Below are 26,594 nucleotides of genomic sequence, written 5' to 3' on the forward strand. Positions count from 1 at the left end.
AGAAGGCTTCTTTTGTCATGCAGATTGTCGAGACCACCAACGAAGGTTTGAAGCGCGCCTACACGGTGAAGATCCCCGCAAAGGATATCGCCGCGAAGATCGATGGCGAAGTTGCCAAGATTACCCCGCAGGTGCGTATGCCCGGCTTCCGCCCTGGCAAGGTTCCGGCCAACCTGGTCCGCAAGATGCACGGCCCTGCGCTCCACCAGGAAGCGCTGAATACGACCGTTCGCGAAGCGATGGACAAGCTGCTGGCCGATCATAAGCTGCGCCCGGCCATGCAGCCCGAAGTTTCGCTTGGCGAAGGCTATGAAGAAGGCAAGGACGCCGAACTCTCGGTCGCGGTTGAGGTGCTGCCGGCAATCACCGTCCCCTCGTTCGAGGGCCTCGCGCTTGAAAAGCTGGTGGTCGAAGTCGCCGAAGCCGAAGTGGACGAGCAGGTCAGCCGTCTCGCCTCGGGCGCGAAGAGCTTCACCGATGCCAAGAAGGGCAAGAAGGCGGAAACCGGCGATCAGCTGATCATCGATTTCGTCGGCAAGCTCGACGGTGTTGAGTTCGAAGGCGGCAAGGCGGAAGACGCTGCGCTGGAAATCGGCTCGGGCCGGTTCATCCCGGGCTTCGAAGAACAGCTCGTCGGTACCAAGGTTGGCGATGAGAAGACCATCACCGTGACCTTCCCGGCCGACTATCCGGCCGAGAACCTGAAGGGCAAGGACGCCCAGTTCGACATCACCGTCAAGGCGGTGAAGGTGGCTGGCGAAACCAAGATCGACGACGAGTTCGCTAAGAACCTTGGTCTTGAAAGCCTTGAGCAGCTCAAGGGTCTGCTGCGCGGCCAGATCGAGCAGGAACTGGCTGGCCTCACCCGCACTCAGATGAAGCGTGCACTGCTCGATCAGCTGGCCGCCGGCCACGATTTCGACGTGCCGCCGAGCATGGTCGAAGCCGAATTCGGCCAGATTTGGGCCCAGCTCCAGCAGGAAGCGCAGAACGAGGAAGATCCCGCTGCCGCCATGGCCGAGATCGAAGCCGAAAAGGAAGACTACCGGCGCATCGCGGTGCGCCGCGTGCGTCTTGGCCTGTTGCTGTCGGAAATCGGCCAGGCCAATGGTGTCGAAGTCAGCGGCCAAGAAATGCAGATGCTGGTGGCTCAGGCTGCGCAGCAGTATCGCCCGGAAGACCGTCAGCGCTTTGCTGAATACATCAGCCAGGATCCGCTCGCCGCGGCCCAGCTGCGCGCGCCGCTGTTCGAGGACAAGGTGGTCGACTTCCTGTTCGACAAGGCCGAAGTGACCGAGCGCAAGGTCAGCCGCGAAGAGCTGCAGGCTGCGATCGAAGCAGAAGAAGCGGCCGAACCGGCTGCCAAGCCGGCCAAGAAGGCTGCGCCGAAGAAGGCTGCCAAGGCTGAGGAAAAGCCGGCCAAAGAAACCAAGGCCAAGGCCGAAAAGCCGGCCAAGAAGGAAGCTGCTCCGAAGGCCGAGAAGGCCGAAAGGAAGCCGGCTGCCAAGAAGGCTCCTGCCAAGAAGTAAGCGGGATCCAATCCCAAACCCAGCGGGGCGGCGCCACCAGGCGACCGCCCCGTTTGTTTTGCGCTATTGCGGGGTAAAGGCGCGGCGGATGTAAGTCGGCAGCAGCTCTGCGATTTCGTCGAGCGAGGTGGTCAGCATCCCGATCCGGTTCATCTGTGCAAGCCATTGTGGGGCACCGGACGCCAGCGCAACGAAGACATCGGCCTCAACCGATGGCAAGCGCCCTGCGTCGATATGCGGCTTGGCCCAGACTTGGCCCCGTTTGCTCACCACGTCGTGCACTTCCTTTGCCTCATTGGCGAAGCTCTCAATCCACTTGGAGCCGGAAACGCCGAACATGAAGGCGGAACTGCCCGGATCGTCCTGCTGGAAAGCAAAGGCTGCGCGCACGGCCGCTTCAACCCCGTCAAGCGGATCGTCCGGCGTGGTCATCGCCACCATGATACGGTCCCAGAATTCGGCGCGGATCAGCGAGTAAACGGCAAAGCCCAGCGCCTCCTTGGTGGGGAACTGGTGAAACAGGGCGCCGTTGGAAACTCCCGCCGTGCGACAGATTTCAGCAACGGAGGTCCCGTCAAAGCCCTTTGATTGGAACAGTTCACGTGCCGCGTTGACGATGCGCTTGCGCGTGTCTGAGGAACGGCTCTGCTTCACGGGCGGTTCCCTGCTATATTTTACAAATGATTGCAATCATTTAGAGTGTTGCTCCCCCCAGCGTTTGAATCGCGGTTGGGGCAAGACGGCAGTCCGCGCCCGCTCATAGGCTGCGCCGGCCTTCAGCACGGCGTGGTCCTGCCACTTGGCACCCATCATCGAGAGGCCGACCGGCAGCCCTTCCACCGCGCCCATCGGGACGGTGAGGTGCGGATAGCCGGCGATGGCGGCAAGGCTGCCGGCACCAATTCCCAGGAAGCGATCGCCGGACACCAGATCGGTCGACCAGGCCGGCCCTCCGGTTGGCGCGACCAGCAACGCCACGTTGTTGTCGGCCAGCAACTTGTCGATTCCCAGTTCGCCTGCCAGCTTCTGCGAATTCGCCCGCGCCTTGGCATGGGCATCGGCATCGGTGATCTTGTCGGCCGCGATGAAGGTGTCCTGGCCAAACCAGCGCAGCTCCTTGTCGGCGTTGGCTCGGTTGAATTCGATCACTTCGGACAGACTGCGGGGCATGCCGGTGCCGGGCAGGGTGCTCAGATAGGCATTGAGGTCACGGCGCAGCTCATAACGCAGCACGAAACTTTCATCGCGATACATCGAGCTGTCTGGCTGGAAATCGATCGCCACGATCTCCGCACCGGCCGCCTTGAGATCGGCAACGGCCTGGGCAAAGACCTTGCTTACGCCTGGATGGTTGCCAATTGCGCGGGTCAGAACGCCGATCCGAACGCCGGCCAGTGAAGCGGTTGCCAGCCCCTGACTGAAATCGGCCTTGCGGGTATCCGCCTCGGCGGTTGCAGTATCGGCCGGGTCGCTGCCGGCGATGGCGCTCAGTAAGATGGCCGCATCAGCGACCGTCCGCGTCATGGGCCCGGCGGTATCCTGGCTGGCGCTGATCGGAACCACATGCGTACGGCTCACCAGCCCGACTGTCGGTTTGAAGCCGACGATCCCGTTGACGCTGGCGGGGCAGGTGATCGAACCGTCGGTCTCGGTGCCAATTGCGCCCCAGGCCATGCCCGCAGCAATTGCCGCGCCACTGCCAGAAGACGACCCGCAGGTGTTGCGATCAATGGCGTGAGGGTTTCTAGTCAGCCCCCCGATCGCGCTCCAGCCGGAAGTGCTGGGGGAATGCCGGATATTGGCCCATTCGCTTAGGTTGGTTTTGCCCAGCACGACGCCGCCCGCGTCGCGCAGTCGCGCCACCAGCGGTGCATCGCGGTTTGTGCGGTTGGCGGCCAGCGCCAGTGAACCTGCTGTCGTTGGCCATTCGCGGGTTTCGATATTGTCCTTGATCAGCACAGTCCGGCCATCGAGCGGACCCGAGCCTGTCAGGCGGGCCGCTTCGGCAGGTGCCGCAGGGTTGGCGGCGATCACTGCATTGAGCTGTGGGCCCTTGTCGGAATCGTCAAGCCTTGCAATGGCAGCGAGATAGGTCTCTGCCTCGGCTGCGCGCTGGGCTGAGCTTGCGGCGGAAGCTGGACTGGCCGTGGCGGCCAGCGCGGTTGCCAGCAGCAGCAGACATGACTGTGGGGCAACAACGGATGCAAAGCGCAACATTCATCAACTCCTGCCTGTCAAGATTGGCTTGTCACGACGTTATGATCAGGGCCGGGAAAACATCAATCGGTTAACACCCTTGAACATCGCGCGGCCAGGGACGACATAGGCCGCAACTATTCACATGAGGAATACCATGCTCGACCTGTTCAATCAGCCCGGCGCCCAGGGCAAATTCAACTACGATCCGGTTACCGGCGCGCTGATCCCTGTCGTGGTCGAACAGTCAAGCCGCGGCGAACGCAGCTTTGATATCTATTCGCGCTTGCTGCGCGAGCGGATCATTTTCGTTACTGGCGAGGTAGAGGACCACATGGCCTCGGTCATCGTTGCCCAGCTGCTGTTCCTGGAAAGCGAAAATCCATCGAAGGATATTTCGATGTATATCAACTCGCCCGGCGGCGTGGTGACGGCCGGCCTCGCGATTCACGATACCATGCAGTACATTCGCCCGCGCGTATCTACTGTTTGCATTGGCCAGGCCTGTTCGATGGGTTCGTTCCTGCTCGCTGCCGGTGAGCCAGGAATGCGCATTGCCCTGCCGAATGCCCGCGTGATGATCCACCAGCCCTCTGGCGGCGCCCGCGGCATGGCCAGCGATATTGAGATCCAGGCACGCGAAATTCTGCGCCTGCGCCAACGTATGAACACGCACTATGCCAAGTACACGGGTAAAAGCGTTGACGAGATCGAGAAGGCGCTGGACCGTGACACTTGGCTGGAAGCCGATGAGGCGCTGGCCTTTGGCCTGGTCGACAAGGTTTTCGAAAGCCGGCCCAGCACCGATTCGGATGCAAGCGGTTCAGGCGGTGCGCCGGAGTAAGCCGCCAAGGCTTTGCTAACCTTGCCGCTTCAGCCTGGGGCAAGCTCCCCGGTGCTAAGCGCCAGGATTGATTAATGCATTCGCCCGGTTAGGATTGGGCGAGTCCCGCCCATGCGGGAAACAGGAATAGGCATGACGAAATTGAGCGGATCCGACGCGAAAAGCACTCTTTACTGCAGCTTCTGCGGTAAGTCGCAGCATGAGGTGCGCAAGCTGATTGCTGGCCCCACCGTGTTCATCTGCGATGAATGCGTTGAGCTGTGCAATGACATCATCCGCGAGGAAACCAAGGCCGGCATCGCCGGCAAGAAGGACGGCGGGGTTCCCAGCCCGAAGGATATCTTCGAGACGCTGAATGACTACGTGATCGGCCAGGACCGCGCCAAGCGCGTCCTCTCGGTTGCCGTCCACAACCACTACAAGCGCCTGAAGCACAGCGGCAAGGGTGGCGACGTCGAACTTTCGAAGTCGAACATCCTGCTGGTCGGCCCGACTGGTTCGGGCAAGACCCTGCTAGCCCAGACGCTCGCCAAGACCTTCGACGTGCCCTTCACCATGGCCGATGCGACTACGCTGACCGAGGCAGGCTACGTGGGCGAAGACGTCGAGAACATCATCCTCAAGCTGCTCCAGGCCAGCGACTATAACGTCGAGAAGGCCCAGCACGGGATCGTCTATATCGACGAAATCGATAAGATCAGCCGTAAGGCCGAAAACCCTTCGATCACCCGCGACGTTTCGGGCGAAGGTGTGCAGCAGGCGCTGCTTAAGCTGATGGAAGGGACCACAGCCTCCGTTCCGCCGCAGGGCGGACGCAAGCATCCGCAGCAGGAGTTCCTGCAAGTCGACACAACCAACATCCTGTTCATCTGCGGCGGGGCCTTCGCCGGCCTTGAAAAGATCATTGCTGACCGCTTGCAGAAGCGTTCGATCGGCTTTGGTGCGCACGTCGCCGATCCGGACAAACGCAAGGTTGGCGAATTGCTGCAGAAAGCCGAACCGGAAGACTTGCTGAAGTTCGGGCTGATCCCTGAATTCGTTGGCCGCCTACCGGTGATCGCGACGCTGGAAGACCTCGATGTCGAAGCGTTGGTCAAGATCCTGCGCGAACCTAAGAATGCGCTGATCAAGCAGTATTCCAAGCTGTTTGAGTTGGAAGACGTGACCCTGACCTTCACTGACGATGCGCTGGAAGCGATCGCCAAGCGCGCGATTGAGCGCAAGACCGGTGCGCGCGGGCTGCGCTCAATCGTCGAAGGACTGTTGCTCGACACCATGTTCGACATTCCGAGCGAGGCGGAAATCGCCGAAGTCGTGGTCGACAAGGATGTGGTGGAGGGCCGCAAGGAACCAGTCCGGGTCCTCAAGGCCAAGGAAGAGGCGGCCTGAGGCCGCCTCTAACCGGCAGAATCAGTTTGACTGCTTGAAGAAGACTTCGCCGTCGCGCTTGACGACGATATCCTTCTGAATGCTGGCCTTGAGCTGCCAGGCATCGCCGTTCTTCACCCAAGTGTCGTTCGAGGTCACCTCGAATTCCATGGTCATTTCGTTGCCGTCGGGACCGGGGCGGGTCGCCTTGGCGCTGAGCTGCTGCTTCACGGCGGCCGTGGAACCGGTCACCGTGGCTTCAAGCACGGTCGTCTTGGCATCGCGGCCCATGGCGGCCGGCATACGTTGCATCATCTGCGCCAGTGCCGAAGCGTCACGAACTTCGCCCTGGATGTCGGTCATGGTGTAGCCGGGAGCAAGGATGGCGCCAACGGCAGCCTGGTCCTGAGCCGCCATCGCGCTGCGGAACGCATCATAGCGCCCCTGGAACAGGGTCTTGGGATCTTCCTGCGCAGCGGCGCTGCCGGCGATAGCCACGGCGACAATTGCGCCAAACCAGGGTGAAACGCGCATTCTCAATCCTTTCCCGAAAACGGTGGTGCCACCCTTAATGGTGATGGCCGCCGTGGCCTGCAAGGCTGCACGGTTCGCCGCCCAGTTCGATCTGGATGGTCGAATGGTCAATTCCGAAGTGACGTGCCAGCTCTTCGGATAGCTTGTGGAGCGTGGCATCGCCGGGATGTCCGCCCGGCATTTCGAGGTGCGCAGTCAGAGCGGTCTCGGTGGTGCTCATCGGCCAGATGTGGAGATCGTGGACGGTCGACACGCCCGGGCGGGCCATGAGCCAGCGCTGGACTTCATCCGGATCGATCCCGGGCGGTACGGCATGCAAACCCATCCGCACTGCGTTCTTGAGCAGACCCCAGCTCCCCCAGCCAATTGCCAGAGTGATCAGCAGACTGGTCAGCGGATCGATCCAAGCCTTGCCGGTCAGCCAGATGGCCACGCCGGCGATGACCACCCCGGCCGAAACCGCTGCATCGGCAAGGAGGTGGACGAAGGCGGCGCGCAGGTTCAGGTCTTCCTTTTGCCCGCTGGCGAACAGAGCGGCAGACAGCGCGTTGATCGCAATCCCGGCAGCGGCCACGCCGATCATCACCTCGCCTTCGATCGGCGCAGGATTGAAGAAGCGATGGATCGTCTCAAACAGGATCGCGCCCAGCGCTACCCACAGCAGCGCCGCATTGGCAATCGCCGCGAGGATCGAAGAGCTCTTGAAGCCATAGGTATAGCCGGCCCGGGCCGGGCGAGCGGCGAGAATGCTGGCTGCCCAGGCCAACAAGAGGGCCAGGACATCCGAGAGATTGTGCCCGGCGTCAGCCAGCAGCGCCATCGACCCGCTCCACACCCCCGCCGCGACTTCGATCATGACGAAGCCGACGTTAAGCGCCACAGCTACGGCAAAGGCGCGCCCTGAACCGGAAACCCGGTGGGAGTGCTCGTGGTGATCATGGTGATGATGGCCGTGGCTCCGATGGTGGTGAACCCCGGGCCCGTGGTGGTGCGCGCCGCTCATGCTTGTCCCTTCCGGACAACCGTTGCACATTTGCCGCAGTGCAGCAACAATCGTTCATGCCTGGTTGAACGTAAAACCCGCAGTTTTACTGCGTTTTTCCGGCTTTTCGATTGAAAGTTACGCATATGCGGCGACGAGTGTAATAATCTGCCACCGCGACTGCTGATGGTGTCAACGGGGTGGGAACTAGTCGCAGACATGTCACATGCGCCTGTTTAGAGGCCTGCATTGCGGCGCTATGAGCGTCCGCATCCGGCATCCGGGCGATTCGCCCGGAGCCTGAAGACACGTGTTTCTCAAGTCTGCCACAACAGGGAATACCTCCGTCATGCGCATCAATTCCGCCCTGACCACCGCCGCCAGCAGCTTCGCCATTGGCGTCGCCGCGCTGAGCGCACCGGCCTTCGCCCAGTCGACCGGCTCGATCGACTTCGATAAGGAAATCATCGTCACCGGGACCCGCACGGGCACCCAGGCTGTCGCAGGCGTTTCCGCCCCCGACACTGCCAAGGCCAAGGCCGTCCTGACCCAGGAAAACATTGAGCGTCAGAACCCGGGCCAGACCATCCTCGACACGATCAACCAGATCCCGGGCGTCAGCTTCCAAAACAACGACGCCTACGGTTCGTCGGGCGGCACGCTCAACATCCGCGGCTTCTCGTCGGACCGCGTCAGCCTGACCTTCGACGGCGTGCCGCTGAACGATTCGGGCAACTACGCGATCTATTCGAACCAGCAGATCGATCCCGAACTGATCGAGCAGGTCAACGTTAACCTCGGCACCACCGACGTCGACAGCCCGACCGCTTCGGCAGCCGGCGGTACCGTCAACCTGCGCACCAAGCGTCCGGACCGTGACTTCAACGTCATGCTGTCGGGCTCGGCTGGCCAGTTTGACTTCACCCGGATGTTCGCCAAGATCGAAACCGGTGACCTGACCGCCAGCGGTCTGCGTGCCTGGTTCTCGGCCAGCCGCGCCAAGAACGACAACCCGTTCAACAACTACGGCAAGGTCGACAAGCAGCAGTACAACGGCAAGATCTACCTGCCGCTCAAGGGTGACGACTTCATCTCGCTGTCGGGTCACTACAACCAGAACCGCAACAACTTCTTCGGTTCGCTGCCGCTGCGCCTTGATGCCAACCGCGTTGTCGGTTCGGCCAGCAGCAACCGCTTCCCGGCCAATGCCGACGAGCGCAAGTACCTGATCAACTATCCGTGCCTCATCGCCGCTGGCGTGGCTGGTACTGCCGATGCTGCGACCACCTGCGGCACCGAGTTCGACCGTCGCTACAACCCGTCGAACACTGGCAACATCCGCCTGAACTCGCGCTTCACCCTGGCCGACAACGTCGTCCTGACGGTGGACCCGAGCTATCAGTACGTTAAGGCCAATGGCGGCGGCACCGTGACTGGCCGTGAAGGCCTGCGCGACATCGACCCGACCTCAGGCGTAAACAACGTTGCCGGTTACCTGTCGGGCTCGCCCTACTTCGGCCGCGACGTCAATGGCGACGGCGACGTGCTTGACAGCGTTTCGGTTCTGGCACCGAGCCAGACCCAGACCCACCGCATCGGCGTGATCGCCGGCCTGCGCTGGGAAATGAACGACCACAACACCTTCCGCGTCAACTACACCTTTGACCGTGCCCGTCACCGTCAGACCGGTGAAGTCGGCCTGCTCCAGATCAATGGCGAACCGACCGACGTCTTCCCGGTCAATGCCGGCCTGAAGGACGTCAACGGTGCGGTGCTGCAGAAGCGTGACCGTCTGTCCTACGCGATCCTGCATCAGGTATCGGGCGAGTATCGCGGTGAGTTCATCGACGAGCGTCTGGTTGTGACGGCCGGCATCCGTATGCCGTTCTTCAAGCGCGACCTGACCAACAACTGCTTCACCAGCTCGGCTGGTGGCTTTGTTGAATGCTTCGGTGGCAACACCGCGCTGAACACCACCGCAGCGACGTTGAACCCCTACACGGCGACCACCAATGCCACCACGGGTGCCATTTCGGTCACTGGTTGGGCTGCACCGCAGAACCGCGTGCTGAACTACAAGAAGGTCCTGCCGAACGTTGGCTTCGTCTTCGACCTGACTGACAACCTCAGCGTGTTCGGCAACTTCTCGCAGGGTCTCTCGGTTCCGGGCACGGACAACCTGTACAACGCGTTCTACTTCCCGGCCGGCACGGCTCGCGCAAAGCCGAGCCCCGAAACCACCGATAACTTCGATGCCGGTGTGCGTTACCGTTCGGGTCGGATCCAGGCTCAGGTTTCTGGTTTCTATAACCAGTTCCACGATCGTCTGGCTTCGGCCTACGATCCGGAAATCAACCAGACCGTGTATCGTAACCTCGGTAACGTGAAGAAGTACGGCTTCGATGGCTCGATCGCGTTTCAGCCGGTCGACCAGGTCACCTTCTATGCCTTCGGCAGCGTGCTGAAGTCGAAGATCCGTGACAACATCGCGGTTGGTGAGAACACCGATGGTTCGCCAATCTACGCGCTGACCGCTGGCAAGCGTGAAGCTGGTGCGCCGAAGTACACCCTTGGCTTCAACGCCACCGCCGATTTCGGCCCGCTTAGCCTTGGTGTCACCACCAAGCGCACTGGTGAGCGTTATATCTACGACACCAACGAAGCGGTCTTCACCGGTACCTTCACCGCTTCGGGTGCGAAGGCTTGCGCCAACGCCTCAACCTGCGTCACGCCGACCGCAGCTACGGCTCGTACGCAGGTCTACAATGACGTTGCCCCGGCTTACTGGCTGGTCAACCTCGACGCTCGCCTGAAGCTGAACTTCCTCGGCCTCAACGACGGGACCTTCCTCCAGCTGAACGTCTACAACCTGTTCGACAAGTTCTATGTCGGCGGTTTCGGCGGCAACCTGAACCAGAGCCAGTCGTTCAACGCCACCACCGGCGTGTCGACCTTTGGTTCGGTCCCGAACGTGCAGATCGGCGCTCCGCGCACCGTCAGCGGCACGGTTGTGATCAAGTTCTGATCGAACCGATCAGTTCAACCAGACAAGGGAAAGGGGCGCTTCGGCGCCCCTTTCTTTTTGTCCCGACTGGCCTTGGATTAGCGGTAAACGCAGCTGTCCAGGGCAGCGTTGCGGATCACCCCGCTGCGCGCGGCGATGGTGTTGCCGTGGCGGCGGGTGAAGCCCCTGGCACCGGTTACGGCGCGCTTCTTGGGGCTAGGTAGGGCTGCGGCAATCCGGGCTGCCTCAACCCGGCTGAGCCGGGCCGCGCTTTTCTTGTAATAGCGCTGGGCCCCGGCTTCGACGCCATAGGTCCCGATCCCGGTTTCAGCGACATTGAGGTAAACCTCCATGATCCGCCGCTTGCCCCAGATGTTTTCGATCAGGAAGGTGAACCACACTTCCAGCCCCTTGCGGGCATAGCGGTCCCAACCCCAGCCCTGCCACAGGAACACGTTCTTGGCGGTTTGCTGGCTGATGGTTGATCCGCCGCGCAGTTTGCCACTTCCGTTGTTTTTGGCGCGCTGATTGCGCTCGATCGCCTGGGCGATTGCCTCCTGATCAAAGCCAGAATGGGTGCAAAACTTCGCATCTTCGCCCGCAATCACCGCTGCAACCATATTGCGGTCGATTCGGCTTATGGGCGTCCAGTCCTTTTCAATCCCGTTCGGATCGCTGAGCATCGTGATCGTAATGGGAATCGGCACGAACTTGTAGATCAGCGTCAGCCCCAGGCTGATCGCCAGGAACCAGACAATGATCCGGCTGGTCCACCAGCCAAGTCGATAGGCAAGACCGCTTTGCGCGGTGGGGCGGGCGGGCGTGAGAAAGCGCATCATTGCCTATAGGCTAGCGCGAGAGCCGTGCCGCGCCAATCCTTTGGCGCGGCACGGCGAAAGTCTCAGGCTGCCGGTAGCAGGCGCCGGTCGCCCGCAATGCGTAGCATGGCCTTCTGCAGCTTTTCGAAGGCGCGGACCTCGATCTGGCGGACGCGTTCGCGGCTGACCTGGTATTCCTGGCTGAGTTCCTCAAGCGTTTGCGGCTCATCAATCAGGCGGCGCTGGGTCAGGATATGGCGTTCCCGCTCATTCAGCGTCCCAAGGGCTTCGGTCAGCAGCGCATGGCGCATGCCGGCCTCTTCCAGATCGGCCACCGTTTCATCCTGCAACGGGCGATCATCCTGCAGCAGGTCCTGCCACTGGCCTTCGCCTTCATCGTTGAACGAGACGTTGAGCGATGCGTCCCCACCCATCATCATCCGGCGGTTCATGTTGACCACTTCGGTCTCTGACACGCCAAGCTTGGTCGCGATGGTCTTTACGTCGTCGGGATGAAGATCGCTGTCCTCATAGGCATCGAGGTTCTTCTTCATCCGTCGCAGATTGAAGAACAGCTTCTTCTGCGCCGCGGTGGTCCCCATCTTCACGAGGCTCCATGAGCGCAGGATGAATTCCTGCATCGAGGCCTTGATCCACCACATGGCATAAGTCGCCAGGCGGAAGCCGCGATCGGGTTCGAATTTCTTGACGCCCTGCATCAGCCCGATGTTGCCTTCGGCAATCAGCTCGGACACGGGCAGGCCATAGCCGCGATAACCCATGGCAATCTTGGCCACGAGCCGCAGGTGGCTGGTCACCAGCTGCTTGGCGGCTTCGGGATCCTGATGCTCCTGATAGCGCTTGGCGAGCATATATTCCTGCTCTGCCGTCAGCACCGGAAACTTCCGGATTTCAGCCAGGTAGCGATTGAGGCCCTGCTCCGCGCCAAGGCTGGGCACGTTGACTCCGCCGGTAGCGGGCAGGTTGCGCTTCTTATCGGGCATTCGACTAACCGTCCTTTCATCGTCGGCTTGCCGGTAAGGGACCCTATAGAGGCATCCCCAAGTGGCGGCCACACAGACTTTCTAATTACTGCAATCGTTCAAGTTTGGTTCCTCAATTCGACCAACAGCCCCGCCATGTCGGCGGGTAGTGCAGAAGCAAAGCTGTGCGCTGCCCCCGTAACGGGGTGGATGAAGCCCAGCTCTGCTGCGTGCAGAGCCTGCCGGGCGAAGTGAAGCTGGGTGAGAATCGGCTTAAGCCGCTGCGGATTACGACCATAGACAGGGTCGCCCAATAGCGGATGGCCGATTGATGCCATGTGAACACGCACCTGGTGGGTGCGGCCGGTCTCGAGCCGGCATTCGACCAGTCCGGCCAGTCCGAGTGGCTCGATCAGTCGGTAATGCGTGACGGCGTGCTTGCCGCGCTGGTTGAGCGGGTGAAGCACAGCCATTTTTTTGCGATCATGGTCTGACCGACCGATATGCCCGCTTACTGTGCCGCTCGCCGCCTTGGGCACCCCGGCAACAATGGCCCGGTAGGCCCGGTGGATCGAATGGTCGGCAAACTGCTTGGCCAGCCCCTCATGCGCGGCATCAGTTTTGGCCACGACCAGCAGTCCGGACGTTTCCTTGTCGATCCGGTGGACAATTCCCGGGCGGACCACGCCACCAATCCCCGACAATTGCCCGCGGCAATGATGCAGCAGGGCATTGACCAGCGTGCCATCAAGATTTCCGGCAGCGGGATGGACCACAAGCCCGGCCGGCTTGTCGATTACGATCAGGTGTTCGTCTTCGAACACGATGGACAGCGGAATATCCTGGGCGATTGCCTCGGCGGGCGCAGCGGCCGGGACGGTAATGGCAAAAGCGGTGCCGGCAGCCGGTTTCAGGCTGGCCTGGGCGGTGACGTTGTCGTCTAGTGCAATGCGGCCATCAGCGAGAAGCGCCTTGATCCGTTCGCGCGACAGCCCGCTCGCCAGGCTCAACGCCTTGTCGAGCCGCTCGCCCCCCGGCAGTGTGCCGGAAATAATGCGTTCCTCCCCATTCATTGCTATGCGAGATGGCGATGGAAATGGTTGTGACAAGTGGCGCGAAAGCCACACTGCTGACAGAAGCGGCGGCAGCCCACCCCGAAGAGGCGTGCGGACTGCTGTTGGGGCAGGGCGGCGTGATCAGCCAGGCTCTGCCGGCGCGTAATGTCCATAGCGATCCATGGCGGCATTTTGAAATTGATCCGGCAGTGCTCATTGCGGCCCACCGTGCGGCCCGCCAAGGTGGCCTCCAGGTTCTTGGCTATTATCATTCGCACCCCACCGGCCTGACCAACCCATCTGCAACGGACCAGGCAGCGGCCAGCGGTGATGGACGGATCTGGGCAATCGTTGCAGGTGGTACGATCGGCTGGTGGCGCGATGCTCCTGGCGGGTTTGAACCGCTTCCCCTTGGACTCGTCGCAAGTTAAGGAGGGGAAAAGGAGATTTGGATCGCATGACCGACAATTCGCTCAACACCATAGGTCTGGACCTGGCCAGCCTGCTTGCCTCGCGGCTGTGCCATGACCTGTTGAGCCCGGTCGGTGCGCTCACCAATGGATTGGAACTTCTCGCAGATGAGAAGGATCCCGAAATGCGCAAGCGCTGTTTTGAACTGCTGGAGCAGAGTGCAAGGATCAGCGCCGACAAGCTCAAGTTTTTCCGGCTCGCCTTTGGTGCTGCCGGCGGGTTTGGTGAGAGCGTCGCGGTTGAAGAGGCCAAGGTGCTGGTCGATGCTTTGGCCGCCAATAACGCCCGGGTTAACGTCAACTGGACACTGGGTGTGGCCAGCCTGCCAAAGCCGGCGATCAAAGTGCTGCTGAACTTTGCGCTGCTGGGGATGGAAGCCCTTGTGCGTGGCGGAACGCTGGATATTGGCGCTGAAACCCGCGGCGGGGCGAGCGAGATCGTCGTCCGTGCGGCTGGCCCGCGCATCGCCTTTGACCGGGAAATCGGTAAGGCGCTGGAAGGTGACCTAGGTGAAGGCGGGCTGACCAGCCGCAATGCTGCTGCCTTTATGCTCCACCAGATCGCCCAGCGCCAAGGCGGCGGGCTACAATTTGCATTGAGCGACGAGGCGCTGGTGCTCGGCGCGGTCCTGCCCGAGGGGTAATGGCTTGACCGAGCTGATCCACTTCGAGACGCCCTCGCCGAACTGGAACGAGCGGCAATTGCCCATCTCAATGGTGGTGCTCCACTACACCGGCATGCAAAGTGCCGACGAAGCACTCGCCCGGCTGTGCGATGAGGCAGCGCAGGTCTCCGCGCATTATCTGATCGAAGAGGATGGCACGGTCCACCGCCTGGTTCGCGAGGATCGTCGCGCCTGGCATGCCGGCAAGAGCCACTGGCGCGGGATCACCGATGTCAATTCCGCCAGCGTGGGGATCGAGCTGGTCAATCCGGGTCATGAGTTTGGCTATCGCCCCTTCCCGGATGAGCAGATGGCGGCGCTGCTGCCGCTGCTGGCCGAAATCGTGCAGCGCCATGATATTCCCCGCGCCAACGTGGTCGCCCATTCGGATGTCGCCCCGGCGCGCAAGGAGGATCCGGGCGAGCTGTTTGACTGGGACCTGCTTGCTGCACACCGCCTGGCGCTCAAGACCCCGCGGGTATCGATGCCATCGCCCTTTGAGAATGACGGGGCATTCTTCCTGGCGCTGGAGCGCTGGGGATATGACATTTCCGACCAGCAAGCGGCAGTGCGGGCCTTCCAGCGCCGCTGGCGCCCGCACATCATCGACGGGCAGGTCGATGGGGAGTGCTCGGCCATGCTGTTCTCGCTGCTGCTGGACCGCGATACCGGGAAGACACGGTAACCGCGCTTGCGGCGAGGCAGTGCACCGCCTAGATGAGTCCAGCCAGGGGGTCGGGCAGCCGCGTCATCGTAAGATGCCGAGGAAAGTCCGGGCTCCACGAAACAAGGGTGGCGGGTAACGCCCGCCGGGCGACTTGCTTGCAGGGAAGCCCAGGGAAAGTGCCACAGAGAGCAGACCGCCTGACTTGTCAGGTAAGGGTGAAAGGGTGCGGTAAGAGCGCACCGGGGCCCTGGTAACAGGGCTCGCACGGCAAACCCCACCCGGAGCAAGACCGAATAGGGGCGGCGCGCCCTGTCGCAAGGCAGGGCAGGTCAGTTTCGGACCCGACCGCCCGGGTTGGTTGCTAGAGCAACGTGGCAACACGCTGCCAAGAGGAATGGCTGCCAGGGCGGATACGGTCTCTCTTGGGATACCGTCCGCACTACAGAACCCGGCTTACAGGCCCCCTGGCTTTACTATTTTGGCTTTTAGCTGTCGCGCTTGTTGTCCCTGCGGGGCTTCGCACAGGAAGTCTTACAATGCGGAATGGCCCGATTCTTGGCAAACGGATACTTGTCCTGGAGGACGAACCGCTGATTGCCATTCTGCTCGAAGAACTGATTGAGGCGGCCGGCGGTGAGGCGGAATGGGTGACCACCCTGGACGCAGCGGATTCAGCGCTCACGCGGAAGCGACCAGACCTGGCGATGCTCGACATCCATATCAATGATCGCTCCAGCTTCGACCTAGCCCGGCAACTGCGCGGCCTAGGCGTGCCATTCATCTTTGCCAGCGGCTATACCAGCAAGGATGTGCCAAAAGACTTGGCTCAGGTTCCCAGCGTGACCAAGCCATATAGCCTGGACGAGTTGGAGCGGGCCTTCCGGGCAGCGCTGGGGCAGAGGCCTGACTGAGCGCTACTTTCCGGGCGCAGCTTTGCTTTCCGCGTCGAGCAGTTGCTGGACCTGCTGATAGAAGGCTTCGCGGGCCTGCGGTTCGGGGCCCTTGGTCGCCCGCGTCCAGTTGGCGTTCGAAGCGATCACCAGCCGCCGTTTCGGATCGATGAAGATGCCCTGGCCGAAGATGCCCTGTGCGGCGACTGACCCATCATCATAGGTCCACCACTGGAAGCCATAGCCGCGGCCAGGCTCGCCGATCTCTTTCTGCTTGATTGTTGCCTGGGCAAACCAGTCGGCCGGTACGATTTGCTTGCCGCCGGCCATGCCGCCACCCAGCACAAACTGGCCGAAGCGGGCATAATCGCGCGTTGCCGCCTGAAGGCAGCAGCCCGCGATCTCATGCCCGGTCTTGCTCAGCAGCCAGGTTGCTCCAGCTTCCATGCCCGCAGGCTGCCAGATCTTTTCCTGGAGATATTGGGCCAGAGGCTTACTTGTGGCTGATGAAACCAACACCCCGATCAGGTTGGTTTCCCCCGTGTTATAGTGCCAGACTGCGCCGGGCGGGTGAGCGCGCGGCAAGTGGCGCATGTAGCTGACGGTGGCATCGAGGCCGTCTTCCGGTTCGGCATTGTTGAACTTGGCAACGTCGGCGTTGGGATCTTCGTAATCCTCGTTCCACTGCACGCCTGAGCTCATGGTCAGCAGTTGCCGGATCGAGACGTCGTCATAGGCCGACCCCTTAAGGCCCGGAATATACTGGCTGACCTTGTCTTCCAGGCTCTTGATATAGCCGTCCTGGATCGCCGCGCCGACGAGGGTTGAGGTAAACGACTTGGCGACCGAGAAGCTGGTCCAGCGCCCCGTCGGGCCAAAATCCAGCGCATACTTTTCGAAGCGGATCTTGCCGTCCTGCAGGATCACGATCCCGGACGCGCGCTGATTGGCAAGGTATTCGTCCACGCCGGGAATGACCAGCGGCTTGCCCTGCGGCAAGGGCAGCGGCTTGGCCGAAGGCGCGATCTGGCTGGCCTTGGCCAGCACGGGCAAGCGGTCCATCGCCCGGAACGCGGCATCGCGCTGGTCAAGCGACCACATCAGCACGTCGCGGTCTGTCGGCATGGCTGCCAGCAGCCCGCGGGTTTCCCGATCAAGGCTGGCGTACCATCCCCCGCCTGCCAAAAGCACAGCCGCCAGCGTGCCGAGGGCAACAGTCCGTTTGCGCATTATCATCCTTCCCCTGATGTCCGGCGCACCATAGCCGCGCCGGCTGATCAGGGAAGGGGGTTAAAGGCGTCCAATGCTGGAATAGGCGAAGCCCTTTGCGCGGACTTCAGCCGGATCATAGATGTTGCGCAGGTCCACCAGGACAGGGGTCTTGGCCAAGGCCTTGACCTTGCTCAGGTCCAGCGCGCGGAAGGCGTCCCATTCGGTGACGATCGCGACGGCATCTGCATCCCGGATTGCCGAATAGGCATCGGGCTGCATGTCCACCGCGGGCATCAGCGGTTTGGCCACTTCCATGCCTTCCGGATCGTAAGCTGCAACCTGGACGCCAGCGTCAACCAGTGCCTGAGCGATGGCAATCGCCGGGCTGTCGCGCATGTCGTCGGTGTTCGGCTTGAAGGTCAGGCCGAGCATGGCGACCTTCTTGCCGCGGGCTTCGTCCATACCGCCGAGCGCTTCGATCACCTTGCGGCCCATTGCCCGTTTGCGGCTTTCGTTGACCTTGACCACCGCCTCGACGATCCGGGTCGGCGCTTCATAGTCTTCAGCAGTCTTGAGCAGGGCCAGCGTGTCTTTGGGGAAGCAGGAGCCGCCATAACCCGGTCCAGCGTGCAGGAACTTGGCGCCGATGCGCCCGTCCATGCCGATCCCGCGGGCCACGTCCTGAACATCGGCGCCGACCTTTTCGCACAAGTCCGCCATCTCGTTGATGAAGGTGATCTTGACCGCAAGGAAAGCATTGGCGGCATATTTGATCAGCTCAGACGAACGCCGGCTGGTGAACAGCAGCGGCGCCTTGTTGAGGAACAGCGGTCGGTAGACCTCGGTCATTACCTGGCGGGCCCAGTCATCGTCGGTCCCGACGACAATCCGGTCGGGGCGCTTGAAATCGCCGATTGCCGCGCCTTCGCGCAGGAATTCGGGATTGGAGGCGACTGCGACGCGAACGGGAAGATGGGCCTCATTGAGGATGCGCTCCACCTCATCGCCCGTACCCACCGGTACAGTCGACTTGGTCACCACGACAGCATCGTTCTTCAGGTTCTGTCCGATCTCCTCGGCCACGGCATAGACATAGGACAGGTCGGCATGGCCATCGCCGCGACGGCTGGGGGTGCCGACCGCGATAAAGATGGCGCCGGCGTCTGCAATGCCCTCGGCCAGGTCGGTGGTGAAGGACAGGCGCCCGGCGCGCACGTTCGATGCGACCAGTTCCGCCAGTCCCGGCTCATAGATCGGCATGATTCCGGCGCGCAGGCTTTCGATCTTGGCAGGGTCCTTGTCGATGCAGACCACTTCGTGTCCGAAATCAGCGAAGCAGGCACCCGAAACCAGGCCCACGTAACCCGAGCCAACCATCGCAATCTTCATCGCCTATTCCTCTGTTTGGACGCGAACCGCGCCGTCTTCCGCCACTGCGGTCAGCAGCCAGCGATTTGTTCCCTCCAGCCCCAGTGCCGTAAGCCTGCCACTGCGATAGGCGCCGGTATCGATGCCGATGCGGTTATGCCGGACCTGGGGGGAATCGAAAATGGTGTGGCCGTGGACCACGGTCGTACCAAAGCTCTCAGTATGGTCCAGAAAAGCTTCCCGGATCCAGCGCAGGTCACTCTGTCGCTGGTCCTCGATTGCCATGCCGGGACGGATCCCGGCATGGACAAACAGATAGTCGCCAATCTGGACCCAGTCTTCGAAGCCGCGGATGAAGGCTATGTCCGCGGCCGGAATGACTTTGCGGGCAAGGCCGGCCACTTCGGCCAGCTCGGCGCGGGTATAGGCCATGGGATCCAGCGGATAGGACAAAAGCATCTCGCGGCCGCCAAAGCGCAGGAAGTGGCGCATTGTCTCTTCCTGTTCGAGCGCACCAAGGAACATCTCCTCGTGGTTGCCCATCAGAATCCGCACGGTCCGCTTCTTCTCCCACGCACGGGCCATGCGGATTACGCCAGCGCTGTCGGGTCCTCGATCGATCAGGTCACCCAACAAGATTACTGCGGTCTGGGCTGCTCCCCGCGCGGCATCATCCGCGTCAATAGCATCCATAAGTGCCGAAAACAGGTCTGCGCGACCATGGATGTCGCCAATCGCATAGACGCGTTGCCCGACCGGAATTGCGGCAAGGGGGGGCTGCGGGGCTGCCCGGAGTAACTGGCGCAGACGGGAGAACATCAGGCCGTGGCCATAGCCGTCTGGTGGCTAATGGACAATAATCTCCGCGGCTTGGGTCGACCGTCGGCGGGATCTGGCCGTTGCCTTAAAGGCACACTTTTATTGCCGTTGTAATCTTTCGGCCGGTTTTTTCTTGTGCGGTGCAACAAAACTGTGTCACCCCCTTGTTGTCCAAACCGAATGCTGCCGAAACGAGCAGCAAGGGGTGGACGCAGGTGGGACGAAGCACCAACAATCGAATAGGAAGATTGACATGCTCACGTCCGTCCGCAGCCTCGTCGCTGCAACCCTTCTGGCCGGTTCGGCCCTTGCTGCTGCTCCGGCGCTCGCTGATGAAACCGATCCCCCGGCTGATGTGACCGTTACCGGCAACGTTGCCCTGGTTACCGACTACCGCTTCCGCGGCATCTCGCTTTCGGGTGGCGATGTGGCGATCCAGGGTTCGATCAACGTCAACCACTCGTCCGGCCTCTATGCCGGCACCTGGGCCTCGAGCCTCGAACAGGATGCACTCGATGTTTACGGTTCGAGTGAGGTTGATCTCTATGCTGGCTGGACCGGCAAGGTCAGCAGCGCCCTGACGGCCGACGTTGGCCTGCTGTACTACGTCTATCCAGCTGGTAGCGTTGGCGATGGCAATGTCTTCGAACCCTACGCATCACTTACCGCGGCGATCGGCCCGGCCAGCGCCAAATTCGGTCTGAACTATGCGTGGAAGCAGGATTCGTTGGGTGGGGATGACAACCTCTACCTCTATTCCGATTGGTCACTGGCCGTGCCCAACACCCCGGTTACTGTCACGGCCCACGCCGGTTACACCGACGGTGCCCTCTCGCCGAAGCGCCTGACTGCTGCCGGGACTGGTGGCGGTTGGGATTACAGCCTCTCGGCCAGCGCAACCCTGTATAAGGGCCTCTCGCTTGGCGTTGCCTACATCGGTGTCGATGGCGCCTCGATCGACAGCTTCTCGAACGATGCTGTTGTGGCGACGCTGAAGTACAGCTTCTGATAATTACCCCACGGGGTGAGCAGGGCGGCCTGTTCCGGCGAATGCCGGGGCGGGCCGTTCCGCAATTTATGTCGGGCAGTTCCAATCACCGCGCATCGGTATTATGCTTCGGGAAAGCAAGCCTGGAGCACCCGTGACCCATTTCCTGCACACCATGATCCGCGTGACCGATCCGGAAGCGACGATCGCCTTTTTTGAGCTGATTGGCCTGAAGGAAGTGCGTCGCTTCTCGAGCGAGCAGGGGCGCTTTACCCTGATCTTTCTGGCGGCGCCGGGTCAGGAAGGCGTCGCTGAGGTTGAGCTGACCTACAATTGGCCCGCCGAGGACGGATCTGCTGAAAGCTATACCGGCGGCCGCAATTTCGGACATCTCGCCTATCGGGTGGAGAATATCTACGTAACTTGCCAGGCGCTGCTCGATGCTGGCCACACCATTCATCGCCCGCCGCGCGACGGGCATATGGCTTTCGTGAAATCGCCTGACGGCATTTCAGTTGAGTTGCTGCAGAACGGCAATCTCGAGCCGCAGGAACCTTGGGCATCGATGCCCAATGTCGGGACCTGGTAACGGCCTAGTCGCGCTGCGGTGCCAGCCGCAGCAGCGCATAGCCGCAAAACGCCGACAGGATTGAGCCGGCCAGGACTCCGATCTTGGCTTCATCAATTAGCGCCTGCTGGCCGGGAAAGGCCAGCGCGCCAATAAACAGGCTCATCGTGAAGCCGATCCCACAGAGCATGGCCATGCCGGCCAATTGCTGGCGATTGGCGACAGGTGGCTCCGCCAGCCGCAGCTTTGCCGCGAGCAGAATGGCGCCCAGAATGCCGATTGGCTTGCCCAGCAGCAGACCCAGCGCAATGCCAAGCGGTAACGCACCAAACGCAATCGAGTTCGCCAGTTCGACGCCGGCATTGGCAAAACCGAACAAAGGCACCACCAAGTAAGCGCTCCACGGCACCAGAGCGTGCTCGAGGCGCAGCAACGGACTGTCACCGTGCCGATCCAGCCGCAGCGGGATCATAAAGGCGGCGAGAACTCCGGCAACGGTTGCATGCACCCCGGAATGAAGCACGCAATACCAGGTGACGATTGCGAGCAGGATATAGGGCAGCGCATGACTTATCCGTAGCCTGGCCAGCAATAGCATCAAGGCCAGCACGCCAAAGCCAGCGCCCAACCAGACGAGTTTGACTTGCGCCGTGTAAAACAGGGCGATGATCCCCACTGCGCCGAGATCGTCGACAATCGCTACGGTCAGCAGGAACAGTCGCAGCGCGGGCGGCGCGCGTTTGCTAAGCAGGGCCAGCACGCCAACCGCGAAGGCAATGTCGGTTGCGGCCGGGATCGCCCAGCCTTGGGACAGGCCTGGATCACGTCCGGCGACTGCAAGGTAGATTATCGCCGGCGCGGCCATGCCGCCCAATGCAGCCAGCACCGGAAGGCGGCGTTGGGCCGGAGTCGACAATTCGCCAATCAGCAATTCACGCTTGATCTCAAGTCCGACAACGAAAAAGAACACCGCCATCACCGCATCGTTGATCCACAGATGCGCAGTTTCGAGCTTCGCGATCGGGCTCCCGGGCAATGGTGCGTGCAGCAGTGCGTGATAGCTTCCGGAGAGCGGGGAATTGGCTGCCAGCATGGCCAAGGCGGCGGACAGGATCAGCAACAGGCCAGCCCCAGCTTCACCACCAAACAGCCGCGAAAGGGAGCGGGCGATGCGCGAAGCGGGATTACGGGTGCGGTGCATGGACCCAACCAATCGCCTATCGGCGTGCGCGTTGCAAGCCGCGGATAATATTGTTACTCTTCCGATGTTTGGCGTACAGGGCGGGGCGCTCCGGGCAATTTATGATGGCAGGATCAGCAGGGGATATCGGCTGGGCGCTGGAAGCTGTGCTGCTTGCTGAGCGGGAGCTTTTGCTCTTTGCAGGTTTCTGGCTCGCGGTTGGCCTGCTTGATGAGCTTGCGATCGATCTTTCATGGTTCTGGCTGAAATTGACCGGGCGGGCGCGGACCCGCTCGCTGCCTGCCGGCTATGGAGTTGCCCCTTTGGCGGGCCCTGTTGCAGTCTTCATTCCGGCCTTTGCTGAAAGCGCGGTGATCGGCACCACGATCCGTCACATGCTGCTCACCTGGCGGCAAGAGGCGTTGCGGCTCTATGTTGGCTGTTACGGAAATGACCCGGTGACCCTCGCGGCGGCGATTCAGGCGGCCGGCGACGATCCAAGGCTGCGGCTGGTTCTGGTCAATGCGAACGGGCCAACCACCAAAGCGGACTGTTTGAACCGGCTTTATGCCGCGCTGGAGGTGGATGAAAAGCGCGACGGCAGGCGGTTTCGTGGTGTTGTGCTGCACGACGCCGAAGACATGGTCCACCCTGACGCATTGGCGGCAATCGACGCGGCCCTCGCGGCGGTCGATTTCGTGCAGCTTCCGGTTCGCCCTGTAGCCGACCAAGCCAATCGCTGGATTTCGGGCCACTATGCCGATGAGTTCACCGAAAGTCATGCGAAGGCGATGGTCGTTCGCAGCGAGCTGGGACTTGCCTTACCTGCAGCCGGAGTTGGTTGCGGGCTCTCGCGGGCCGCGCTTGCGCGTCTGGTCAACATGCAACCGGCGGGGCCGCGCGCTGGTCCGTTTGCGCCTGACGCGCTGACCGAGGATTACGAACTGGGACTGATCCTGTCCAAGACCGGTCGCGGCAGCGCCTTTCTGAGGTTGCGCGCGGCCGATGGCAGTCTTGTTGCCACAGCCAGTTGCTTCCCGGACAAACTGGCTGCTGCCGTTCGCCAGAAGACGCGCTGGATCCATGGCATTGCCTTCCAGGGGTGGGATCGCTTTGGCTGGAGCGCCAAGCCTCTGGAATTCTGGATGACGCTGCGAGACCGACGCGGTCCGTTGACCACGTTGGTGCTGGCAGCGGCCTACGCCTTGCTGGCCCTGGATGGCCTGTTGGCCCTGACCCAAATTGTTGGCCTTGTGCCCCATATGCCGCTGACAGGGGCTCACCGTATCCTGCTTAGCATCGGTCTGGCCGGATTGGCCTGGCGGGCACTGCTAAGGATGCTGTTCGTGGGCCAGGAATATGGTTGGGCTGAAGGCCTGCGCGCGGTGCTGCGCATTCCGGTGGCTAATGTTATTGCCATTATGGCAGGGCGCAGGGCGATTGTTGGCTATATGCGCAGCCTTGCTGGCCATCCTGTGGGCTGGGATAAAACCGAACATCTCGCCCACCCGGCGGCCAGCTATTTGCAAGAGGCAGCGGCATGAGCGGCAGGCCTGCAGAGCGCAGGCGGCGCGGACAACCATTGGCTGTATTGGCCATTATGATGGTGGGATGGATTGGCCTGCGCGCGGCGCTTTGGGAGCAGATTGAGCTGCCCGGACTGCCTGCTCCGGTCTCACATGCAGTGGCACGGATGTTGCCTGCAGTCTTAACTGTGGCGCCGAACACGTCGGCTTTGAGCGAGGCGGCTGCCTCCCAGCCGACGGCGACGCACCAACGGCCAGTTGTCCTTGCCCCTCCGCCACAAGCAGTTCCCATCCAGCTGGGTCCGGCAATGGTGGTCAAACCGGCTCCGCACCTCGAATTCGTTCCGCCCGCAAGTCGGTTTGACGGCCCAAGGGTGGCGGCGGCGCACCAACTGGCCTGGATGGCGGGGGTGGCTCACCTGCCCGTACCGGACTTTGTCGTGGATCGCCTAACAGGGGATACCGGCGGCAAAGCGGAGCCTTACCTTGGCGCGGCGCGGCCTGCGCGGCCTTTCCCCAAGCCCGTGGGCCGCTGGTCGGCTGATGGCTGGTTCATGCTTCGCTCAGGTGGTGCGGTACCGACTGCTGCGGGGCTACCTTCGCCCAGCTACGGAGCCAGCCAGGCGGGGGCAGTGCTCCGCTACCGGCTCTCTGCGTCAAGCGTCCAGCATGCTGCCCTGTTCCTGCGGGCCAGCAGCGCGGTCCGCAGGCCGCGCGGAGAGGAAGCGGCGTTGGGTGTCGCCGCACGGCCGCTTGCGGGCCTGCCGGTTGCGCTGCAAGCAGAAATGCGCGCGACCCGGTTTGCGTCAGGAGTGGCCCTTCGCCCAGCGATTGCCGCGATAACCGAGTTGCCGCGAATTGAGCTGCTTGGCGGGCTGTCCGCTGAAGCCTATGGCCAGGCTGGCCTGATCGGAGGGGCGGATTCAACCGCCTTCGTCGATGGCCAGCTGCGGATCGAGCAGCGCCTTGTGCCTTTGGGCCGCGGCGAATTGCGGGTCGGGCTTGGCAGTTGGGGCGGCGCGCAGAAAGGCGCCAGCCGGCTTGATGTGGGGCCAACCGCGACACTTGATTTCGCGATCGGCGGCGGTCAGGGGCGCTTTTCTGCGGACTGGCGGCTGCGTGCTGCAGGCAATGCTGCCCCCCAATCCGGTCCGGCAATCACGCTGTCCGCAGGTTTCTAGGGTCTTGCGCCTTTTTTCCGCCGCCCTGCTGGGCTAGCCATGGCCCGCAGATGGACGTCTACCTTCCCATTGCCAACCTGGCGGTCAACGGCCTGGTCATCGTCGCGCTCGGCGCGCTGACCGGTATCCTGTCTGGCATGTTCGGCGTGGGCGGCGGGTTCCTGACCACCCCTTTGATGATCTTCTATGGCATCCCGCCCACGGTGGCCGCGGCTTCGGCCGCCAGCCAGGTGACCGGGGCATCGGTATCCGGCGTTTTTGCTCACGCGCGGCGCGGCGGTGTCGATTATCATATGGGTACGGTAATGGTTGCAGGCGGCGTGGTTGGCACCGGGATCGGGGCGATCCTGTTCCGGGTGCTCCAGCAATGGGGCCAGATCGATATCGTCATCAACCTGCTCTACGTCGGCCTGCTGGGTACGATCGGCACCCTTATGGCCCGCGAAAGCTGGCAGGCGGTCAAGGCGCAGCGGACCGGGGTGCCTTTGCCCGCGCGCAAGCGCCGCCATCATCCGATGGTCGCCAACCTGCCGCTGCGCTGGCGGTTCTATCGCTCGGGCCTCTACATTTCGCCGCTGGCACCGCTGCTGCTGGGCATGTTTACCGGCGTGCTGACGATGTTGATGGGGATCGGTGGCGGCTTCGTGCTGGTTCCGGCGATGCTCTACATCCTGGGGATGAGCGCCAACGTCGTGGTTGGCACGTCGCTGTTCCAGATCCTGTTCGTGACCATGATCACGACGATGATGCATGCGTTGACCACCAAAGCGGTCGACATCGTACTGGCAATCTTGCTGCTGATTGGTTCGGTTTCCGGGGCCCAGATCGGCACGCAGCTGGCACAAAAGTTACCGGCAGAGCGGCTGCGCTTTGTCCTTGCCGCGATAGTTTTGCTGATCGCGCTGCGCATGTTGATCGGTCTCGCTTGGCAGCCAGACGAGATTTACACGGACTCCCCGCTGTGAGGGCGCTGCTTGCCTTGCTGTGCCTCATCCTGCTGGGCGGTGCGCGTGATCCGATTCTGGTGCCAGAGGTTTCGCAGCATGAAATCCAGGTGCGCCAGGGTTTCACCGGTACTGAACTGCTGCTTTACGGCGCGATCCTGACGCCCGAAGGATCTCGTGCCGGGAAGGACTACGATATTGTCGTTGTGCTCAAAGGACCGACAAATTCGATTGTCTTGCGCGAGAAGCAGCGGCTTGCGGGCATTTGGGTCAACGCAGAAAGCGCGGAATTCCGCTCAGCTCCTGCGTTCTTTGCAGTGGCTTCGTCCAAGCCGATCGACAGGATCGTCGATCAAAAGACGGCGGCGATTTACGAACTTGGCCTGCCCTGGCTCCAGCTTTCTCCAATCGGGGCTTTTGACCCAACAGAGCAGCGTCGGTTTTCTGCGGGCCTGGTTGAGCGCCGTGTCCGTGAGGGGCTCTTCAAGGAAGACCCGCATGGCGTGCGGGTCAGCGAGCAGGTCCTGTACCAGGCTCGGATCAGGCTGCCTTCATCGGTGCAGACAGGCACCTATACGGCCGAGACTTTCGCGATCAGCAAAGGCCGCGTAGTCGCATCTGCTGTCGCCCGGGTCGAGGTTCGTAAAGTCGGGTTTGAGCGACTGGTCGCCGAGTTCGCCGATAACAATGGCTTCCTCTATGGACTGCTGGCTGTGCTTGTCTCGGTCGGCATGGGCTTTATTGCAGGGCGGCTGTTCGCGCTTGTTTAGGCCATTTTAACCGTATTAGCCTATCGATCCCCA

Annotated in this window: 25 protein-coding genes and 1 other RNA gene; 15 read left to right on the top strand and 11 right to left on the bottom strand. The window is 61.9% G+C overall.

Annotated features, from left to right (window positions below):
- Window positions 1-17 precede the first annotated feature (17 nt).
- On the top strand, window positions 18-1,529 hold the full coding sequence (gene tig / locus RQP55_RS10875) for a trigger factor (protein ID WP_315610219.1): 1,512 nt from the start codon (window positions 18-20) through the stop codon (window positions 1,527-1,529).
- 63 nt (window positions 1,530-1,592) lie between these two features.
- On the opposite strand, the gene RQP55_RS10880 is transcribed toward tig, so the two are convergent.
- Both RQP55_RS10880 and RQP55_RS10885 read right to left on the bottom strand, forming a co-directional pair.
- On the bottom strand, window positions 1,593-2,183 hold the full coding sequence (locus tag RQP55_RS10880) for a TetR/AcrR family transcriptional regulator (protein WP_315610220.1): 591 nt from the start codon (window positions 2,181-2,183) through the stop codon (window positions 1,593-1,595).
- Between the two features lie 36 nt (window positions 2,184-2,219).
- Entirely contained in the window at window positions 2,220-3,746 is a 1,527-nt protein-coding gene (locus RQP55_RS10885) for an amidase (RefSeq protein ID WP_315610221.1), read from the bottom strand.
- A 136-nt stretch (window positions 3,747-3,882) separates the two neighbouring features.
- Between RQP55_RS10885 and clpP the strand changes: the two genes are divergently transcribed.
- Together clpP and clpX are read left to right on the top strand one after the other, a co-directional pair.
- A complete protein-coding gene (clpP, locus tag RQP55_RS10890; protein ID WP_315610269.1) occupies window positions 3,883-4,569 on the top strand; it encodes an ATP-dependent Clp endopeptidase proteolytic subunit ClpP in 687 nt (228 codons plus the stop codon).
- A 132-nt stretch (window positions 4,570-4,701) separates the two neighbouring features.
- Window positions 4,702-5,958: an ATP-dependent Clp protease ATP-binding subunit ClpX gene (gene clpX / locus RQP55_RS10895; RefSeq protein WP_315610222.1), complete on the top strand. Its 1,257-nt coding sequence runs from the start codon at window positions 4,702-4,704 to the stop codon at window positions 5,956-5,958.
- A gap of 21 nt (window positions 5,959-5,979) precedes the next feature.
- Here clpX and RQP55_RS10900 read toward each other — a convergent pair whose 3' ends face one another.
- Both RQP55_RS10900 and RQP55_RS10905 read right to left on the bottom strand, forming a co-directional pair.
- Complete coding sequence (locus RQP55_RS10900; RefSeq protein WP_315610223.1) at window positions 5,980-6,471, bottom strand: nuclear transport factor 2 family protein; 492 nt, start codon at window positions 6,469-6,471, stop codon at window positions 5,980-5,982.
- Window positions 6,472-6,505: 34 nt separating this feature from the next.
- Window positions 6,506-7,474 (bottom strand): cation diffusion facilitator family transporter, encoded by a 969-nt coding sequence (locus tag RQP55_RS10905; protein WP_315610224.1) that lies wholly within the window; start codon window positions 7,472-7,474, stop codon window positions 6,506-6,508.
- Window positions 7,475-7,802: 328 nt separating this feature from the next.
- Here RQP55_RS10905 and RQP55_RS10910 point away from each other — a divergent pair, with 328 nt between their 5' ends.
- The gene (locus RQP55_RS10910) at window positions 7,803-10,478 is read left to right on the top strand and encodes a TonB-dependent receptor (protein WP_315610225.1); all 2,676 of its coding nucleotides are present in this window, start codon (window positions 7,803-7,805) and stop codon (window positions 10,476-10,478) included.
- A 77-nt stretch (window positions 10,479-10,555) separates the two neighbouring features.
- Here the strand turns inward: RQP55_RS10910 and mtgA are convergent, their stop codons facing one another.
- The 3 genes from mtgA to RQP55_RS10925 all read right to left on the bottom strand — a co-directional run bounded on the left by mtgA (window position 10,556) and on the right by RQP55_RS10925 (window position 13,331).
- Entirely contained in the window at window positions 10,556-11,296 is a 741-nt protein-coding gene (gene mtgA / locus RQP55_RS10915) for a monofunctional biosynthetic peptidoglycan transglycosylase (RefSeq protein ID WP_315610226.1), read from the bottom strand.
- 62 nt (window positions 11,297-11,358) lie between these two features.
- Entirely contained in the window at window positions 11,359-12,279 is a 921-nt protein-coding gene (gene rpoH, locus RQP55_RS10920; protein ID WP_315610227.1) for an RNA polymerase sigma factor RpoH, read from the bottom strand.
- A gap of 98 nt (window positions 12,280-12,377) precedes the next feature.
- Window positions 12,378-13,331, bottom strand: a complete 954-nt coding sequence (locus RQP55_RS10925; RefSeq protein WP_315610228.1) for an RluA family pseudouridine synthase — start codon at window positions 13,329-13,331, stop codon at window positions 12,378-12,380.
- Window positions 13,332-13,342: 11 nt separating this feature from the next.
- Between RQP55_RS10925 and RQP55_RS10930 the strand changes: the two genes are divergently transcribed.
- From RQP55_RS10930 to RQP55_RS10950, 5 genes are all read left to right on the top strand, one after another.
- Window positions 13,343-13,744: a M67 family metallopeptidase gene (locus RQP55_RS10930; RefSeq protein WP_410000285.1), complete on the top strand. Its 402-nt coding sequence runs from the start codon at window positions 13,343-13,345 to the stop codon at window positions 13,742-13,744.
- Between the two features lie 26 nt (window positions 13,745-13,770).
- A complete protein-coding gene (locus RQP55_RS10935; protein WP_315610229.1) occupies window positions 13,771-14,427 on the top strand; it encodes a histidine phosphotransferase family protein in 657 nt (218 codons plus the stop codon).
- Window positions 14,428-14,431: 4 nt separating this feature from the next.
- The gene (locus RQP55_RS10940; RefSeq protein WP_410000286.1) at window positions 14,432-15,133 is read left to right on the top strand and encodes an N-acetylmuramoyl-L-alanine amidase; all 702 of its coding nucleotides are present in this window, start codon (window positions 14,432-14,434) and stop codon (window positions 15,131-15,133) included.
- Window positions 15,134-15,175: 42 nt separating this feature from the next.
- Window positions 15,176-15,587: RNase P RNA component class A (rnpB, locus tag RQP55_RS10945), an RNA gene on the top strand.
- 64 nt (window positions 15,588-15,651) lie between these two features.
- On the top strand, window positions 15,652-16,026 hold the full coding sequence (locus RQP55_RS10950) for a response regulator (protein ID WP_315610230.1): 375 nt from the start codon (window positions 15,652-15,654) through the stop codon (window positions 16,024-16,026).
- A 3-nt stretch (window positions 16,027-16,029) separates the two neighbouring features.
- Here the strand turns inward: RQP55_RS10950 and RQP55_RS10955 are convergent, their stop codons facing one another.
- From RQP55_RS10955 to RQP55_RS10965, 3 genes are read right to left on the bottom strand one after another with little or no spacing between them, the layout of a single operon-like run.
- Window positions 16,030-17,235: a serine hydrolase gene (locus RQP55_RS10955; RefSeq protein WP_315610231.1), complete on the bottom strand. Its 1,206-nt coding sequence runs from the start codon at window positions 17,233-17,235 to the stop codon at window positions 16,030-16,032.
- A gap of 60 nt (window positions 17,236-17,295) precedes the next feature.
- A complete protein-coding gene (locus RQP55_RS10960; protein WP_315610232.1) occupies window positions 17,296-18,606 on the bottom strand; it encodes a UDP-glucose/GDP-mannose dehydrogenase family protein in 1,311 nt (436 codons plus the stop codon).
- 3 nt (window positions 18,607-18,609) lie between these two features.
- Window positions 18,610-19,404, bottom strand: a complete 795-nt coding sequence (locus RQP55_RS10965) for a metallophosphoesterase family protein (RefSeq protein WP_315610233.1) — start codon at window positions 19,402-19,404, stop codon at window positions 18,610-18,612.
- Window positions 19,405-19,657: 253 nt separating this feature from the next.
- On the opposite strand from RQP55_RS10965, the gene RQP55_RS10970 reads away from it, so the two are divergent.
- Window positions 19,658-20,413 carry a TorF family putative porin gene (locus tag RQP55_RS10970; RefSeq protein WP_315610234.1) on the top strand — a complete coding sequence of 252 codons (756 nt, stop codon included), beginning with the start codon at window positions 19,658-19,660 and terminating at the stop codon, window positions 20,411-20,413.
- A gap of 133 nt (window positions 20,414-20,546) precedes the next feature.
- Entirely contained in the window at window positions 20,547-20,981 is a 435-nt protein-coding gene (locus tag RQP55_RS10975; protein WP_315610235.1) for a VOC family protein, read from the top strand.
- 4 nt (window positions 20,982-20,985) lie between these two features.
- Here the strand turns inward: RQP55_RS10975 and nhaA are convergent, their stop codons facing one another.
- On the bottom strand, window positions 20,986-22,161 hold the full coding sequence (gene nhaA, locus RQP55_RS10980) for a Na+/H+ antiporter NhaA (RefSeq protein WP_315610236.1): 1,176 nt from the start codon (window positions 22,159-22,161) through the stop codon (window positions 20,986-20,988).
- A gap of 104 nt (window positions 22,162-22,265) precedes the next feature.
- On the opposite strand from nhaA, the gene RQP55_RS10985 reads away from it, so the two are divergent.
- From RQP55_RS10985 to RQP55_RS11000, 4 genes are all read left to right on the top strand, one after another.
- On the top strand, window positions 22,266-23,684 hold the full coding sequence (locus RQP55_RS10985) for a glycosyl transferase family protein (RefSeq protein ID WP_315610237.1): 1,419 nt from the start codon (window positions 22,266-22,268) through the stop codon (window positions 23,682-23,684).
- A gap of 290 nt (window positions 23,685-23,974) precedes the next feature.
- Window positions 23,975-24,847 carry a hypothetical protein gene (locus RQP55_RS10990; protein WP_315610238.1) on the top strand — a complete coding sequence of 291 codons (873 nt, stop codon included), beginning with the start codon at window positions 23,975-23,977 and terminating at the stop codon, window positions 24,845-24,847.
- A gap of 50 nt (window positions 24,848-24,897) precedes the next feature.
- Window positions 24,898-25,812: a sulfite exporter TauE/SafE family protein gene (locus RQP55_RS10995; protein ID WP_315610239.1), complete on the top strand. Its 915-nt coding sequence runs from the start codon at window positions 24,898-24,900 to the stop codon at window positions 25,810-25,812.
- Window positions 25,809-26,561, top strand: coding sequence for a TIGR02186 family protein (locus RQP55_RS11000; RefSeq protein ID WP_315610240.1), 753 nt, complete (start codon window positions 25,809-25,811; stop codon window positions 26,559-26,561). The genes RQP55_RS10995 and RQP55_RS11000 overlap by 4 nt, the downstream gene beginning before the upstream one ends.
- Window positions 26,562-26,594: the final 33 nt, after the last annotated feature.

It is taken from the genome of Novosphingobium sp. APW14 (assembly GCF_032337075.1).
Lineage (GTDB): Bacteria > Pseudomonadota > Alphaproteobacteria > Sphingomonadales > Sphingomonadaceae > Novosphingobium.